General features: G+C 44.0%; 10 protein-coding genes. 7 read left to right on the top strand and 3 right to left on the bottom strand.

Annotated features, from left to right (window positions below):
- The first annotated feature begins 423 nt into the window (after positions 1-423).
- From F0364_RS15740 to F0364_RS15725, 4 genes are read left to right on the top strand one after another with little or no spacing between them, the layout of a single operon-like run.
- On the top strand, positions 424-4,032 hold the full coding sequence (locus F0364_RS15740) for a response regulator (protein ID WP_207632708.1): 3,609 nt from the start codon (positions 424-426) through the stop codon (positions 4,030-4,032).
- A gap of 17 nt (positions 4,033-4,049) precedes the next feature.
- The gene (locus tag F0364_RS15735) at positions 4,050-4,418 is read left to right on the top strand and encodes a response regulator (RefSeq protein WP_153798755.1); all 369 of its coding nucleotides are present in this window, start codon (positions 4,050-4,052) and stop codon (positions 4,416-4,418) included.
- A gap of 5 nt (positions 4,419-4,423) precedes the next feature.
- Complete coding sequence (locus tag F0364_RS15730) at positions 4,424-5,245, top strand: CheR family methyltransferase (protein ID WP_207632707.1); 822 nt, start codon at positions 4,424-4,426, stop codon at positions 5,243-5,245.
- Complete coding sequence (locus F0364_RS15725) at positions 5,227-5,826, top strand: chemotaxis protein CheB (protein ID WP_153798754.1); 600 nt, start codon at positions 5,227-5,229, stop codon at positions 5,824-5,826. The genes F0364_RS15730 and F0364_RS15725 overlap by 19 nt, the downstream gene beginning before the upstream one ends.
- Before the next feature lie 133 nt (positions 5,827-5,959).
- Here F0364_RS15725 and F0364_RS15720 read toward each other — a convergent pair whose 3' ends face one another.
- Positions 5,960-6,328: a response regulator gene (locus F0364_RS15720; RefSeq protein ID WP_153798753.1), complete on the bottom strand. Its 369-nt coding sequence runs from the start codon at positions 6,326-6,328 to the stop codon at positions 5,960-5,962.
- Between the two features lie 228 nt (positions 6,329-6,556).
- On the opposite strand from F0364_RS15720, the gene F0364_RS15715 reads away from it, so the two are divergent.
- The 3 genes from F0364_RS15715 to F0364_RS15705 all read left to right on the top strand — a co-directional run bounded on the left by F0364_RS15715 (position 6,557) and on the right by F0364_RS15705 (position 9,789).
- Positions 6,557-6,733 carry a hypothetical protein gene (locus F0364_RS15715; protein ID WP_153798752.1) on the top strand — a complete coding sequence of 59 codons (177 nt, stop codon included), beginning with the start codon at positions 6,557-6,559 and terminating at the stop codon, positions 6,731-6,733.
- 506 nt (positions 6,734-7,239) lie between these two features.
- Complete coding sequence (locus F0364_RS15710) at positions 7,240-7,908, top strand: metal-dependent transcriptional regulator (RefSeq protein WP_153798751.1); 669 nt, start codon at positions 7,240-7,242, stop codon at positions 7,906-7,908.
- A gap of 3 nt (positions 7,909-7,911) precedes the next feature.
- Positions 7,912-9,789 (top strand): Nramp family divalent metal transporter, encoded by a 1,878-nt coding sequence (locus F0364_RS15705; protein WP_153798750.1) that lies wholly within the window; start codon positions 7,912-7,914, stop codon positions 9,787-9,789.
- An 8-nt stretch (positions 9,790-9,797) separates the two neighbouring features.
- On the opposite strand, the gene F0364_RS15700 is transcribed toward F0364_RS15705, so the two are convergent.
- Both F0364_RS15700 and F0364_RS15695 read right to left on the bottom strand, forming a co-directional pair.
- Positions 9,798-12,602 carry an ELWxxDGT repeat protein gene (locus F0364_RS15700; protein ID WP_153798749.1) on the bottom strand — a complete coding sequence of 935 codons (2,805 nt, stop codon included), beginning with the start codon at positions 12,600-12,602 and terminating at the stop codon, positions 9,798-9,800.
- 161 nt (positions 12,603-12,763) lie between these two features.
- Positions 12,764-14,389, bottom strand: a complete 1,626-nt coding sequence (locus tag F0364_RS15695) for a beta-N-acetylhexosaminidase (RefSeq protein WP_153798748.1) — start codon at positions 14,387-14,389, stop codon at positions 12,764-12,766.
- Positions 14,390-14,437: the final 48 nt, after the last annotated feature.

Raw genomic sequence — 14,437 nt, 5'->3', positions numbered from 1 at the left:
GTTAGATGTTGGATGTGGGATGTACGATGTAAAAAAGTACGATTTACGAAGTACGAAGTACTTACTTATGGTAGATGTTTGATGTGGGATGTACGATGTAAAAAGTACTATTTACGAAGTACGAAGTACTTGTGATATGTTAGATGTTGGATGTGGGATGTACGATGTAAAAAGTACGATTTACGAAGTACTTGTGATATGTTAGATGTTTGATGTGGGGTGTACGATGTAAAAAAGTACGATTTACGAAGTACGATGTACTTTTTTATGTAAGATGTTGGATGTGTGTTGTGCGATGTAAAAGCAAGTACGACGATTTACGAAGTACTTTTTAAGGTAGGTTGTATTGATGTAAGAGAGTCTTACCGATACATGCGCCTGCTGTCCGTAAAATGAAAACACTCAACTGTACTAATCATGAGCATGAGTTTTAAAAGAAATCTGCAGATTGGCTTCGGCTTGTCGTTATTGTTCCTGCTGATAAGTTCGGTGGCATCTTATGTAAGCATCCAGAACCTTATTGGCAGTGCCCGTGAAGTTAACCATACGGATAACGTGCTGCGTGAAAGCCAGGAAATTATCTCGTTTATGAAGGATGCGGAAACAGGCCAGCGTGGTTACCTGTTATCGGGCGAAAAAGATTTTCTGGAACCTTACTCAGGAGCCATGGCCAAAGCAATAGCTGCTTTGGAGAAAGTAAGGGAACTGACGCAGGATAACCCTGGACAGCAGACACTTTGCTCAGAACTGGAAGGCCTTATTAACCGCCGGTTTAATATGCTGCAGCAACTAATTGATGAGAAAAAAGCAGGTTTGGCAACAGATGTGTTTAAACTTAAGGAAGGTAAAAACGCTATGGACAGCGCAAGGGAGATAGTCCGTAAAATTCAGATCACCGAAAATACGTTGTTGGCAGAACGTACACACCGTATGAACCGGTTTGCAGATTATACGCCGGTTTTGATAATTATAGCGGCAGCACTTTCTTTTTTAATTACCATACTGTTTTACAAAAAGGTGAGCGATGATTATGACGAAAAGGCGGCGCTGAACCTTACACTGTATAGAAAAGACGAAGAGATAAAAAACCGTCTTCGCATAATAGAGAGGATAGCGCATGATATTTCCAAAGGGGATTACAAAGTGAGGGTAAACGATAAAGAAAATGATTCGCTTGGCAGTTTATCAGCTTCGCTTAATGAAATGGCTAAATCGCTGGATTATTCCTTCGGGCTCATTTCTTCTAATGAATGGCTGCAAAAGGGCATTGCAGGTTTAAGTGAAAAACTGGCCGGCGATAAAGACACTGCCGCTATTGCTTTTGACGCCCTGGACTTTATTTGCTGTTACACTGCCAGCCAGGCCGGCGTTTTTTATGTTGTAGCAAACGGCAACTGGCTGCGTATAAAAAGCAGCTATGCTTTTAAGCCCATACCCGGCAAAGAAGAGTTGATGTTTGGCGAAGGGCTTGCCGGGCAGTGCGCCTTGAGTAAAAAGCAGATAAACTTAACGGGTATTGATGAAACGGATTTGCTGATAAGCTTTAGTGGTGGCGAAATAAAGCCAAAGAACATTTTTGTATTTCCTGTATTTTTTGAAGGAAGCTTAATAGCTGTTATTGAACTGGCATCTTTATCGCCATACAATGAACGGGAAATGCTTTTTTTTAACGAGGTTTCCGGCAGGTTGGGCATGGCTGTAAATACGGCCCAAAACCGTGCAAAACTTAAGGAACTGCTGGAAGAAACACAGGCCCAGGCAGAAGAAATGCAGGCACAGCACAGCGAATTGGAAAACCTGAATACCGAACTGGAAGCACAGGCTGAAAAGCTGCAGGTATCTGAAGAAGAGCTTAAAGTACAACAGGAGGAACTGCAGGAAGTAAACCAGGAACTGGAAGAGCGTACAAGACAACTGGAGGAAAAAAACCACCTGGTTGTAGTTCGCAACCTGGATATACAGAAGAAAGCCGAAGAACTTGCTTTGAGTGTAAAGTATAAGTCGGAGTTCCTGGCCAACATGTCACATGAATTGCGAACGCCGCTTAACTCAATATTACTGTTGTCAAGGCTGCTGGCAGAAAACAGTGATGGCAATTTAAAGGCTGACCAGGTAGAGTATGCCAGCGTTATTCAAAGTTCCGGCAACGGGTTGCTGCAGTTGATAAATGAGATACTTGACCTGTCGAAAATTGAGTCTGGCAAAATGGAGCTGGATTACGAGTTTTTGCAACCGGCGGTTATTCTTGAAAACATGCGGGCCTTATTTGAGCCGCTGGCCAAAGAAAAAAATGTGGCGCTTAACCTTGCCATTGAGCCAGGTGTACCGGCAGACCTTCAAACCGATAAAATGCGCCTGGAACAGGTGTTGAAGAACCTGCTTTCCAATGCGCTTAAGTTTACACACAAAGGTTATATTAACCTAACTGTACGTCCTTCAGCAACAAGGGAAGGGTTTGTGGAGTTTTCAGTAAAGGATTCAGGTATAGGCATAGCCAAAGACAAACAGCATTTGATATTCGAGGCATTCCAGCAAGCCGATGGATCAACCAAGCGCAAGTACGGCGGTACCGGACTGGGCCTTTCCATCAGCCGACAATTAGCGGTATTGCTCGGTGGCGATATAAGCCTTACCAGCGAACCGGATAAGGGCAGCGAATTTGTTTTTTGGTTGCCGTTTAACAGGCAGGTGGCGGTGGAGCTTTCCGCCAACAGAGAGACGCAGCAGCCACATACACCGCCAATGGAAGATATTATGGCTACAGCAGAGGAAAAGCAAATTGGGCCTTACACAACAGATGCCATACCCGAAGATGTACCCGATGACCGTAACAACATACAGCCGGGCGATAAAACCATATTGATAGTGGAAGACGATACCCCCTTTGCCAAAGTACTGCTGGACTTTACAAGGCAAAAAGGCTACAAAGGAATAGTTACCGTAAGAGGTGATTACGCCATAGACCTGGCACGTATTTACCGGCCCAGCGGCATATTGCTGGATATACAGTTGCCCGTTAAAGACGGCCTGCAGGTAATGGATGAACTAAAGAAAGATCCTGTAACCAAGCCCATACCGGTGCACACCATGTCATCTTTTGAAGCAAGGAAAGAAAGTCTTGTAAGAGGGGCAGTTGATTTTATCAATAAGCCCATCCCGCTGGACCAGGTGGAGAATATCTTCTCCCGGATTGAATATGTGTTAAAGAAAGAATCCAAAAAAGTAATCATTGTAGAAGAAAACACAAGGCATGCCAGGGCGCTGGCTTATTTTCTTTCCACCTACGATGTAAATTCGGAAATATCAGGGAGCGTAGAGGCGAGTGTTGACCTGCTGAAGAACAAAGAAGTTGACTGCGTTATTCTGGATATGGGCATCCCTGATCAAAAAGCTTACGAAGCACTGGAAGCCGTAAAGCAAAACAACGACCTGGAAAATGTTCCAGTTATCATCTTTACCGGTAAAAGCCTTTCCAAGACAGAGGAGTTGCGCATTAAGCAATATGCCGACAGCATTGTTGTTAAAACAGCACATTCTTATCAGCGCATAAAAGATGAGGTTTCGCTCTTTCTGCACCTGGTAGAAGAACATAAGCAGAAAAAAGACCCGGGGACAAAAAAACTGGGTTCGCTGGATGATGTGCTGCAGCAGAAAAAAGTGTTGATTGCGGACGATGATGTAAGAAATATTTTCTCCATGACCAAAGCGCTGGAACGACATAAGATGCAGGTGCTTACAGCTATGGATGGCAAAGAAGTGCTGCAGTTGATGGAGCAGCACCCGGATATCAACATCATTCTTATGGATATGATGATGCCTGTGCTGGATGGTTACGAAGCCATAGCCGAGATAAGAAAGAGCCCGGCATGGAAAAAGCTGCCCATCATAGCTGTTACCGCCAAGGCAATGACGGGAGACCGTGAAAAATGCATTCAGATCGGCGCTTCAGATTATATATCCAAGCCGGTTGATACAGACCAGTTGATTTCGCTGCTTAGAATATGGTTATACGAAACAGGTTACGTTAAATAAATTTCCTCAAAACTTTTATGGGTAGAAAACTGTTGATAATAGATGATGACAGTAAAAACATTTTCGCATTAACGGCAACGCTTAAGTCAAAAGGGTTTCAAACCGTTTCGGCCACTGCCGCCAGGGATGGAATTGACATGATGGGCAAAGACAACGAGATAAGCCTGGTACTGATGGATATGATGATGCCGGAAATGGATGGGTATGAAGCGATACAGCTAATGAAAGCGGATGACCGGTTTAAGAACATTCCCGTAATAGCTGTTACGGCGCAGGCTATGAAGGGGGATAAGGAGAAATGCCTCGCGGCCGGCGCTGACAACTATATATCCAAGCCGGTTGATGTGGATGCGTTGTTGCTGATGCTGAACGATTACCTAAAATAAACAGCGTGGAAATAAACCTGAAAGAAGAAGAAATAGAACAGATTGTACAGGATGTAGCCGCGTTATATGGGTATGATTTTTCCGGTTATTCAAAAGCCTCGCTAAAGCGGCGGCTGCAGCGGCTTTTAACCCTTGATAATTTTCACAGCTTTGCCGAATTCAGGCATAAGGTAACAACTGACGATGGCTACATTGGCCGTGTTGTTGAAGAGATAAGTGTTAATGTTACTGAAATGCTCAGGGATCCGTCGCTATACAAAGTAATCCGCGAGAAAATAATCCCGCTGCTTGCAACATATCCGTTCATACGTATCTGGCATGCCGGTTGCTCCACCGGGGAGGAAGTGTATTCCATGGCCATCCTGCTGAAAGAGGCCGGCCTGCTGCACAAATCTTTGCTGTATGGTACAGATATTAACCCTACCGTGCTGGAAAAAGCAAGGAAGGGTATTTTTCCTGTAAGCGCTATGCAGCAATATTCAAAAAACTATATAGCTGCCGGTGGCATGGCCGATTTTTCATCGTATTATACTGCACATTATAGCCTGGCCAAGTTCGATGAAAGCCTGTCGCAAAAAATGGTGTTTTCCACCCATAACCTCGTATCAGATTTTTCCTTTAATTCATTCCAGTTAATTTTTTGCAGGAATGTCTTAATCTATTTTGATAAGCCCTTGCAGGCACGGGTATTGGATGTTTTCGACAGCAGCCTGGAACTGTTTGGTTTTCTTGTGCTGGGCGCCAAGGAGTCGCTGCGTTTTTCACCTGTAGTGTCAAGGTACAGGCAAATAGAAGGGCGGGAGAAAATATGGAAAAAAATAGCCTGAAGCATATAACTAAACTGGTAGCCATCGGTGGCTCTGCGGGCAGCCTGCAGGTGTTGCTCAGGCTGTTTTCCCAAATACCTTCCGGCTTCAGCATACCTTTTTTGGTGGTGTTGCACCGTAATGTTCAATACGAGTCGGCACTGGAAGAATTGCTGGCCACAAGAACAGCTTTGCGTGTAAAAGAAGTGGAAGAAAAAGAAAAAATACAAGCCGGCCACGTATATATCTGCCCGCCTGATTACCATGTGCTGGTAGAAAAAAATCACAGCTTTTCGCTTGACTATTCAGAGAAGGTAAATTTCAGCCGCCCGAGTATAGATGTGGTGTTTAAATCTGCCGCCGAAGCGTACAAAAGCCACCTGGTTGCCCTTTTGCTTTCCGGCGCTAATGCCGATGGCGCCACCGGACTTTTACATGTACGCCAGCACAAGGGCATAACAGTTGTGCAAAGCCCAGATGAAGCGGAAGTAAGTTATATGCCGCAGCAGGCCATACAACTGGTTAAACCGCATTATGTGCTGGGGTTTAATGATATGGTTTTATTCATGCAGGGGTTGTTGTTACAAGGGCAGGCATCGTAAACAGCCATAACTACATTGTTGTAGTTACAATTCTTTCATTTTTGGCGCAGTTAAAATCTGTTGCGCTTCCATTTAAAAAACTCTAAGTAACCACCAGAGTGTATCCAAAATAAAGTAATGAGAAAATGAAACTCTACGAAAGCTTCAAAGCTTTCATCACAATGGTTTCAAGCTCATTAATGTCAAAAGGTTTTTGAAGATAAAAATCGCATGAGGCTTCTTCAGACATTTTAGCCACATCTGTATTGGCGCTGAAGAAAATAACGGGAATATCCTTAGATGCTTCGTTTTCTTTAATCATACGGGTAGCGGTAACCCCATCCATACCTGGAATTTTATTGTCCATCAGTATTACAGACGGGCTATGCCGGCTAACCTTTTCCAGTAAATTTTCAGACGACATTTCCGTATGCACTGCCAGGCCCTTCTTCTTCAGTACAATGGTGCATATCTGTAAAATGTCAGCATCATCATCAAATATCAAAACTTTAGCACTGTTCATAGCCGGGCGAATATATAGCTTTTTAAATAGTGTGATATTGTTGCAGGTACAATAAATAACCAACAGGCAACAGTTTTGTTATAAAAATCTTATACCGGCAAAGATTGATGTTGCGGGTTTCTTTTTTACGGTGTTTATTTTAATTTTGTGGGCGTTATGCCCACCTGCATTGTCAAGGTATAAAATATGGTATGGCTATTGCGTATGGAAAAGAAAAAAAATAAGGCGATGAAGAAAATCCTGGTTGCTGCTGCAATTACTGCCGTGGCAGGCGCCGCGGTAATAATATACCTGCGCAGCAAAGCAGAAAAAAAGCTGGAAGAATTGGCTGAACAGGATGATTTTTTAGATGACGATGATGAACATAAAAATATGTTTGACTACGCGTACAACTACATAGGGTAGAGGCCTGCCGATTATTACCTGCCCTTTTGTGCGCTGTTTCTGTACCTATTTTCCGCGCTGCAAAATTGTTTCAATTGCTTTTCTGATACGGGTAAACCTCTTTTGGGGCACAGCGTCTTTGTGCATTAATCCTGATAATTTTGGGGGGTGTCCCTCGTGCCTCGGGCCGGGCAGAACTGCGTTCGCAACCTTCGTTAAAGCAACATTTAGTTGCCTTCCCTCGGTTGTGCTCATACTCCGGCACAAAACCCGGCGCACAATACCCTCACCGGGGTATCCGCTTCAATCCCTCACCCGATGGTGCAGCCGCTTGCTTATTTTACTGGCGGGTAAAGATGCGAAGCATTGCATCTCTACCCAATCCGGGTCTGAAAAGCTGCCCAATGAACCGGACGATAAAGTGCTTGCGACGCAACGAAGCTCCTGCAGGGTACCGTCGCTGGTACCATAAAAATGTTTTGATATCTGGTAAATTATTTTTTAGATTTGTCTAAATTTATTTTTAAATGGGGTCTAATTTTTCGGTGGCTGAGGAAAATTACATAAAAGCGGTTTATCACCTTCAAAAACCCGGCGCTATTGTTACCACCAACGAGTTGGCGGCCGAGTTGCAAACAAAAGCGGCATCTGTTACGGATATGCTGAAAAAGTTAAAGCAAAAGAAAGTGCTGAATTACGAGCCTTACAGGGGGTTTAACTTAACTACGGAAGGCCGTAAAGCCGCATTGGGGATAGTACGTAAGCACCGGTTATGGGAATACTTTCTTGTGGAAAAACTACAGTTTGGCTGGGATGAAGTGCATGAAGTGGCTGAAGAACTGGAACATATTACCAGCAAAAAACTAATTGACAAACTGGATGCTTTTTTGGATTTTCCACGGTTTGACCCTCATGGCGACCCAATACCCGATGTAAACGGTAAAATGCAGGTGCAGCACGACATAAGCCTTAACGACCTGCCTGTTAATACGCCTGCTGAAGTGAGTTCGGTAAAAGACCAGTCGTCTGAATTGCTGGACCTGCTGAAACATAAGAATATAAGTATTGGCAGCCGTTTGCAGGTAACCAGGAAATTTGGCTTTGACCAATCAATAGAACTACGGATAAAAGACATTGCAGCACCGGTAAATATATCGCTGCAGCTAGCCCAGGTATTATACGTAAAACCACTCTAACCTATGCAGCCTTCTCCATACAAAAACATTTCACTTAGCGAAGTACATGAATCTGTAGACACCACCCGGCCACGCAAAGGCTGGCGCAGGATTCTTGCCTATATAGGCCCGGCTTACCTGGTAAGCGTAGGTTACATGGACCCCGGTAACTGGGCTACCGATTTGCAGGGTGGCGCCAAATTCGGGTACCAGCTAATATGGGTACTGTTAATGAGCAACCTGATGGCGCTGCTGCTGCAGGGCCTTAGTGCCAGGCTGGGCATTGTACGCCGGCGAGACCTTGCACAGGCCAACCGGGAAGTGTACCCGCCATTAGTTAACTTTTGCCTGTACATACTTGCCGAAATAGCTATTGCTGCCTGCGACCTTGCAGAGGTGCTGGGTATGGCATTGGGTATTTACCTGTTAACCGGCCTGCCGCTTATTTGGGGCATCAGCATAACCGTGCTGGACACCTTGCTGTTGCTGTGGCTGCAGAACTACGGCATACGTAAGCTGGAAGCTTTTATACTGGCGCTGGTGATTATTATCGGCATGTCTTTTTTAATAGAAATTTTTCTTGCTAAACCCGATATGGGTGAAGTGGTGAAAGGTTTTGTGCCAACAGCACTTAACAGCGAAGCGTTATATATAGCTGTAGGTATTATTGGCGCTACCGTAATGCCGCACAACCTGTACCTGCATTCCGCACTGGTGCAAACACGTAAGATAAAGCCGGATAAAGAAGGCATCAGAAAGGCTATAAGGTTTAACATGATTGACAGCACCATTGCTTTAAATGCAGCCTTTTTTGTAAATGCCGCTATATTGGTGTTGGCCGCAACGGTATTTTTTAAAAGCGGCAATACACAGGTAGCCAGGATTGAAGATGCGCATGAACTGCTGAGCCCATTGCTGGGCAGCCAACTGGCGCCTTACCTGTTCTCCATCGCGTTAATAGCTGCCGGCCAAAGCTCCACCGTTACGGGCACGCTGGCAGGGCAGATAGTAATGGAGGGCTACCTGCAGTTACGTATTAATCCGTGGCTGCGCCGCCTGCTAACCAGGCTGATTGCCATTGTGCCTGCCGTACTGGTTATTGGCATTTACGGAGAAGATAAGCTGGATGCCTTGCTGGTATTAAGCCAGGTAATACTGAGTCTGCAGTTGGGTTTTGCTATTATACCGCTAATACATTTTGTAAGCGATAAAGAGGGCATGGGAGAATTTGCCATAAGAACGCATGTTAAGATAGCCGCGTGGCTGGTAGCGTCTATACTGGTGTTTTTGAATGTAAAGTTGGTGGTGGAAGAAATAGTGCAGGTGTTTGAAACAGGCAGTATAGGGTTAAAAATACTGGTTAGCGCGGCAGCCCTGGCTTTTGCCTGGCTTTTTCTTACCATGACTTTCTATCCTGTAATTAAAAGCCGCCGGGCAAAGAAAAACCTTAGCATGCATGGGGATGTGCCGGTTTTGAGCAATCTTTCTGTAACGCCGCTAAGCCATATAGCCGTAGCGCTTGACTTTACCGGTAAGGATGAAAAAATCATTGCCCATGCATTGAAACAGGGCAACCATGCAGCAAAGTACACGCTTATTCATGTGGTGGAAACTGCATCTGCAGGGTATCTTCGGGAATCAGCGGATGATAACGAAACCCGCAAAGACGAACAGCGGCTGGTATCTTTTGCCGGGCAGTTAACCGCTATGGGTTATAAAGTTGAAACCTCCCTGGGGTATCACAACCGCATCAATGAAATTGTACGTATTGTAACAGAATCCGGCGCGGATATGCTGGTAATGGGCGCTCACCGGCACACCGGTCTTAAAGACCTGCTTTACGGTGAAACCGTTAACCAGGTAAGGCACCGGATTGAAATACCGGTGCTGATAGTGAGTTGAGGGAGGATTTATCTGATGAACAGTTTTGCACCCTGTTTTACCGTAAGCTTGCCGCCTTTTAAATTTAGTGGCACATTTAAAATACACTCTCCGTTACCTACGGGATCAATAACAACTTCAACGCCCCCGGGTACGTCTTGAGGCGGCATTTGGTTATTTAACCAATTAGCCGGGTCGTCAAAATCGCCTGTGCCATTAAAAATGTACAAAGGCAATAATGGTACATCTACGGTGCCTGTGTAAAGTTCTGTACCATACTGGTAAGTATTTGCTGAAAAATAGATTTGGTTACCTACGGCCCTGAAATCACCTGCGATGGTTGCGTTGGCGAGATTTGTATCCTGAACTTCATGTGTGCCTTCCCTGGTTCCGTCTGTTATCCAAAGCTTTTTGTTGATAACCAGGTAAAGCTTGCCGTGGGCGACGGTTGCTTGTGTTTTATTCCAAATTGTTTGCCGCAAGGAAGTTGATGGGCCTGGCCCGGGTGTGGCATCGTTGAGCATATAAGTACCTTCTTCTGTTCCATCACTTCTCCAAAGCTCCGTGCCGGAGTTGCCATCATCAGCAAAAAAACAAAACACGCCATTTACATCCTGTCGCACATAACTTTCCATAATGTTGATGTTTCTAAAAATAATCCTGGTGCCGCTTTCTGTACCATCAGAAACCGCAAGCCCAGGTTGCTGCGAATTAATTTCGTCATACGCAGAAAAGAATATTTTGTTGCCGGCTCTTGAAAGCATTGTTACATTCCGAACCTTATCATTAATTATAACTGTGCCCTCTTCTGTACCATTGGTTTTCCAAAGAGCCCGGCTATTGCCATTTCTTGCGGAAAAGTATAGAAGACCATTCAGCTCGCATAAGTATCTCGCATTTTCATTGCCGTCGGGGAAATTGTTTTTAACACGCTTTGTGCCGGCAGCAGTACCATCCGTTTGCCAAAGTTGATCTCCACGCGAACCATATTTTATAAAATAAAAATATTTTCCCGCTGTTAGCCTGTTTACTAAGTTTAAACTGTAATAGCCTAAATCTTCAGTATTTGTTTTAATGATAAAAGTTCCATCAGTTGTGCCATCGCTGCGCCAGAGATAAGAAGGATTATTTTGACCATTATAAGTATAAAAGTAAATGAGGTTATTGCCTGAAGAAATCCATTTAACCTCCCGGCTGTTATCAGGAAACTCTTTTATAATCACCGTTCCGGTATTGGTACCATCAGATTTCATCAGTCCTGATTTCCCGGTACTCCGGTCTATGCCAAAAAAGAAAAGCTGCTTATTAAGCACTACCATACTGTCTGATTCATTCAATGATAGTGCTGCTACTTTATCAAGTCTTTTTACTATGGAGGTTCCATTCCTAATATAAGATAGATTGCTGTCAACAAAGAACAGGTTGTTTTTGTATGCGGTAAGGCAAGCGGAATAGGACGAGCCTGTTGTGGTTTGATTGATATCTTTTAAAATAACGGTGCCATTGGTAGTGCCATCTGTTTTCCAGAGTTCCATTCCGATGCTTCTGTCTATTCCCAAGGCAGAAAAAATTATGGAGCCATTAAGCATGCAAAAACCGGTGCCACCGTGTAGGTGATAAGAGAAATCTTTTATAAAAACTGAACCAGTAGGAGTGCCATCCGATCGCCAAAGTGAAAAATGGTTTTGATCAGAAGGTTCTGTAAAGTAAAGTTGATTATTGATACCTATCAAAGCTGAGATATGACTGCTATCTTTGATTAGTGAAACTACCTGGTTAGAACCTTGGTATTTCCATAACTGGTTATGAGAGGCGTTTTCCCCTTGCAAAAACCCAACAATATAGTAAATGTCATCACCTGAAATTGAAATGTCATCTAACTGGCCGAAAGTTGTATAATTTTTTATGAGCTTGGTTCCAGTTTTTAAGGTCATGTCATATTTGTATAAGGCCGAACTTGCTGGATTTTGTTTTGAAGAGGAGCCTGCAAAATACAAAATCCCGTCTTTTGCAACCATTGGTGTGTAGGATGGGTAACCATCGTGCATGCCCGGTGCTATCCGCGTTTCTCCGGTAGTCAGGTTAGCTACCCAGAGAACTTGGTCCGATATGTTATTTTCGTTGTCCGATGCGACAAAAAAAATACTTTCGCCAGGTCCTTCTATGAGTTGTCTGGGGTAGTGGTATTTATCGCTCATAATCAGTCTCCCAGAGTACTTTTCGTCGAATTGCCAGATGCCGTAGAAGTTGCAAACAAATACGCTGTTTTTTAAACCAATAATATAAATTGGATTTCGCCAGGAGTATTTTTCTGTGTTAAAATTGGCTATCATAACTGTGCCTTGCTGTGTACCGTCTGTTTTCCATAGCTCTGCATTCGTAATAAAATAGACTTCATTTTTCAAAACGGTAAGTCCAGCTATCCTATCAAGATTTTTGATAGAATAGGTACCGGCATCTGTTTTGTCAGACACCCAAAGATCATAAGAGTTAGCAGAGTTGAGTATTGTAAAAAACAACCTGTCATTACATTCAACAATATCCCAAATAGAAGAGGAAGCTGTTCCTGGTGTTATGTCTTTAACTAATTTAGTACCATCCTCCGAGCCATCTGTCATCCATAGTTCCTTGCCATGAATCCCGTCATCGGCAACAAAATACCCCAAGCCGTTCGTTACAGAAAAGGGTTTGCTAAACGTGTAGTTATAATTGTTAGAATTAATACTTGTTGGATACGAATCCGTTGCTTTGTTCATATCCTCAATCATGTGAAAATTCTGCGCTTTCAGGTTGATGCACAGTGACAACAGGGCCAGGAGGTAAATATGCTTCATGGGTATTTTACGGCGTTTGATATTGGATAATAGTTTCGAATCCGGCTAAAATAGTTACATGTTTTTATACTCAGCTAATTCCTGGAATAATTAATTTTCTTTTAAAACCATAAAAAAGCCCTGGCATTTTTTGGCCAGGGCTTCAATATCAAAACAATATTTTATTCATCTCCAATCTGCCCGTACTTCACTTTCCATAAGTCATAGCGCTTAAATTGTTCGGCCAGGCGGGTTTTAAAATCCTCGTAGTTTTTGTCATCCTGTTTGCTCCACAGTACTTCGCTCAGGGCAGTCATACGCGGAAAAATCATGTATTGCAGTTTGCCGGCGTTGGCTATGTATTCAGTCCATACATTGGCTTGTGCGCCGATGATGTATTGCTGCTCTTCCGGCGTTAATTCAGCCGGCAGCGGGTTGTAGTTATAAACCGTTTTTAGCGGCAGGTAACCGCCTATAACCAGTGAGTCTTCATTTTTCTTTTGTGCATAGTCAAAGTAAACATAAGTGGTAGGCGTCATAATCACTTTATGTTTTTGGCGGGCGGCTTCAATGCCACCTTGTTCTCCACGCCAGCTCATTACAGTAGCATTGGGGGCAAGGCCGCCTTCCAGTATTTCATCCCAGCCAATAATGTTGCGCCCTTTGCTGTTCAGGTATTTTTCAATGCGGCCAATAAAATAGCTTTGCAGGCCATGCTCGTCTTTCAGGTTTTTGTCTTTAATAAGTTTCTGGCAAAATTCACTTTTCTTCCAGGCGTCTTTGGGGCATTCGTCACCGCCAATATGAATATATTTTGACGGAAATAACTGTACCACCTCATCCATTACATCCTGCAAAAATTTAAAAGTGTATTCACTCGGGCAATATACATCGCTGTACACACCCCAGGATTGTTGCACCTGCTTGCCTGTTTTGGGGCCTGCCCAGGTTACGCCTTTGGCTATTTCTGTAGGCTCGTCAGGAAAACAGCTAAGTTTTGGATAAGCTGCAATGGCGGCAGACGAGTGGCCCGGCAGTTCTATCTCCGGTATCACGGTTATAAAACGGTCGGCGGCGTACTTTACAATCTCTTTTACCTGGGCCTGCGTGTAGTAGCCGCAATCTTTGGTATCATCATTGCCGGTGCCGGGGTGGTGGCCAATGATGGTACCGTTTCTGCAGCCACCTACCTGTGTAAGTTTGGGGTATTTCTTTATCTCAATTCTCCAGCCCTGGTCTTCAGTAAGATGCCAGTGAAAGTTGTTGATTTTGTGCAGGGCCAGAAAGTCAATAAACTTCTTTACATCTTTTACAGGAAAAAAGTGGCGGCCTACATCCAGCATCATGCCCCTGTAGGCAAAACGGGGAGAATCCACAATGCTTACCTGCTGAATGGCCAGTTCCTTTGATGGCTGAGCCGGCAGCAACTGTATCAAGGTTTGTATGCCATAAAAAACACCGGCAGCATTGTCTCCTCCAATGGTTACCCCATGGTTGTTTACCTCAAGACTGTACGCTCCGGGCTTGCTGCCATTTAGTTTGTTGTAACCAAGCACAATGCTGTTTTTGCCAGCTTTGCTGCCTTGTGCCAGCGGTAGTTTAAACCCATAAAACTTTTGAAGATAATCGTTAAAAAAAGCAGCCTGCCTGTTAAGCCCGGCAGTGCTTAACGAAATTTTTGTAGAAGGGGTAATGGTAAAAGTGCCGTTGCCCACCTGTAGCGACGCGGGTTTGGGAATAATGTTCACCTGCGCCATTGCAGATGCTGTTACAAATGCGGCGCTCATAATAGCCAGTAATTTTTTCATGAATCTTGTTTTAAAAAGCATTAGTGTTTTATAGGCCGTGCTAAGCTA

The organism is Foetidibacter luteolus (assembly GCF_009650435.1).
GTDB lineage: Bacteria > Bacteroidota > Bacteroidia > Chitinophagales > Chitinophagaceae > Foetidibacter > Foetidibacter luteolus.
The sequence above is the reverse complement of the archived record's forward strand: the minus strand, read 5'-3'. Positions and strand labels throughout refer to the sequence as shown.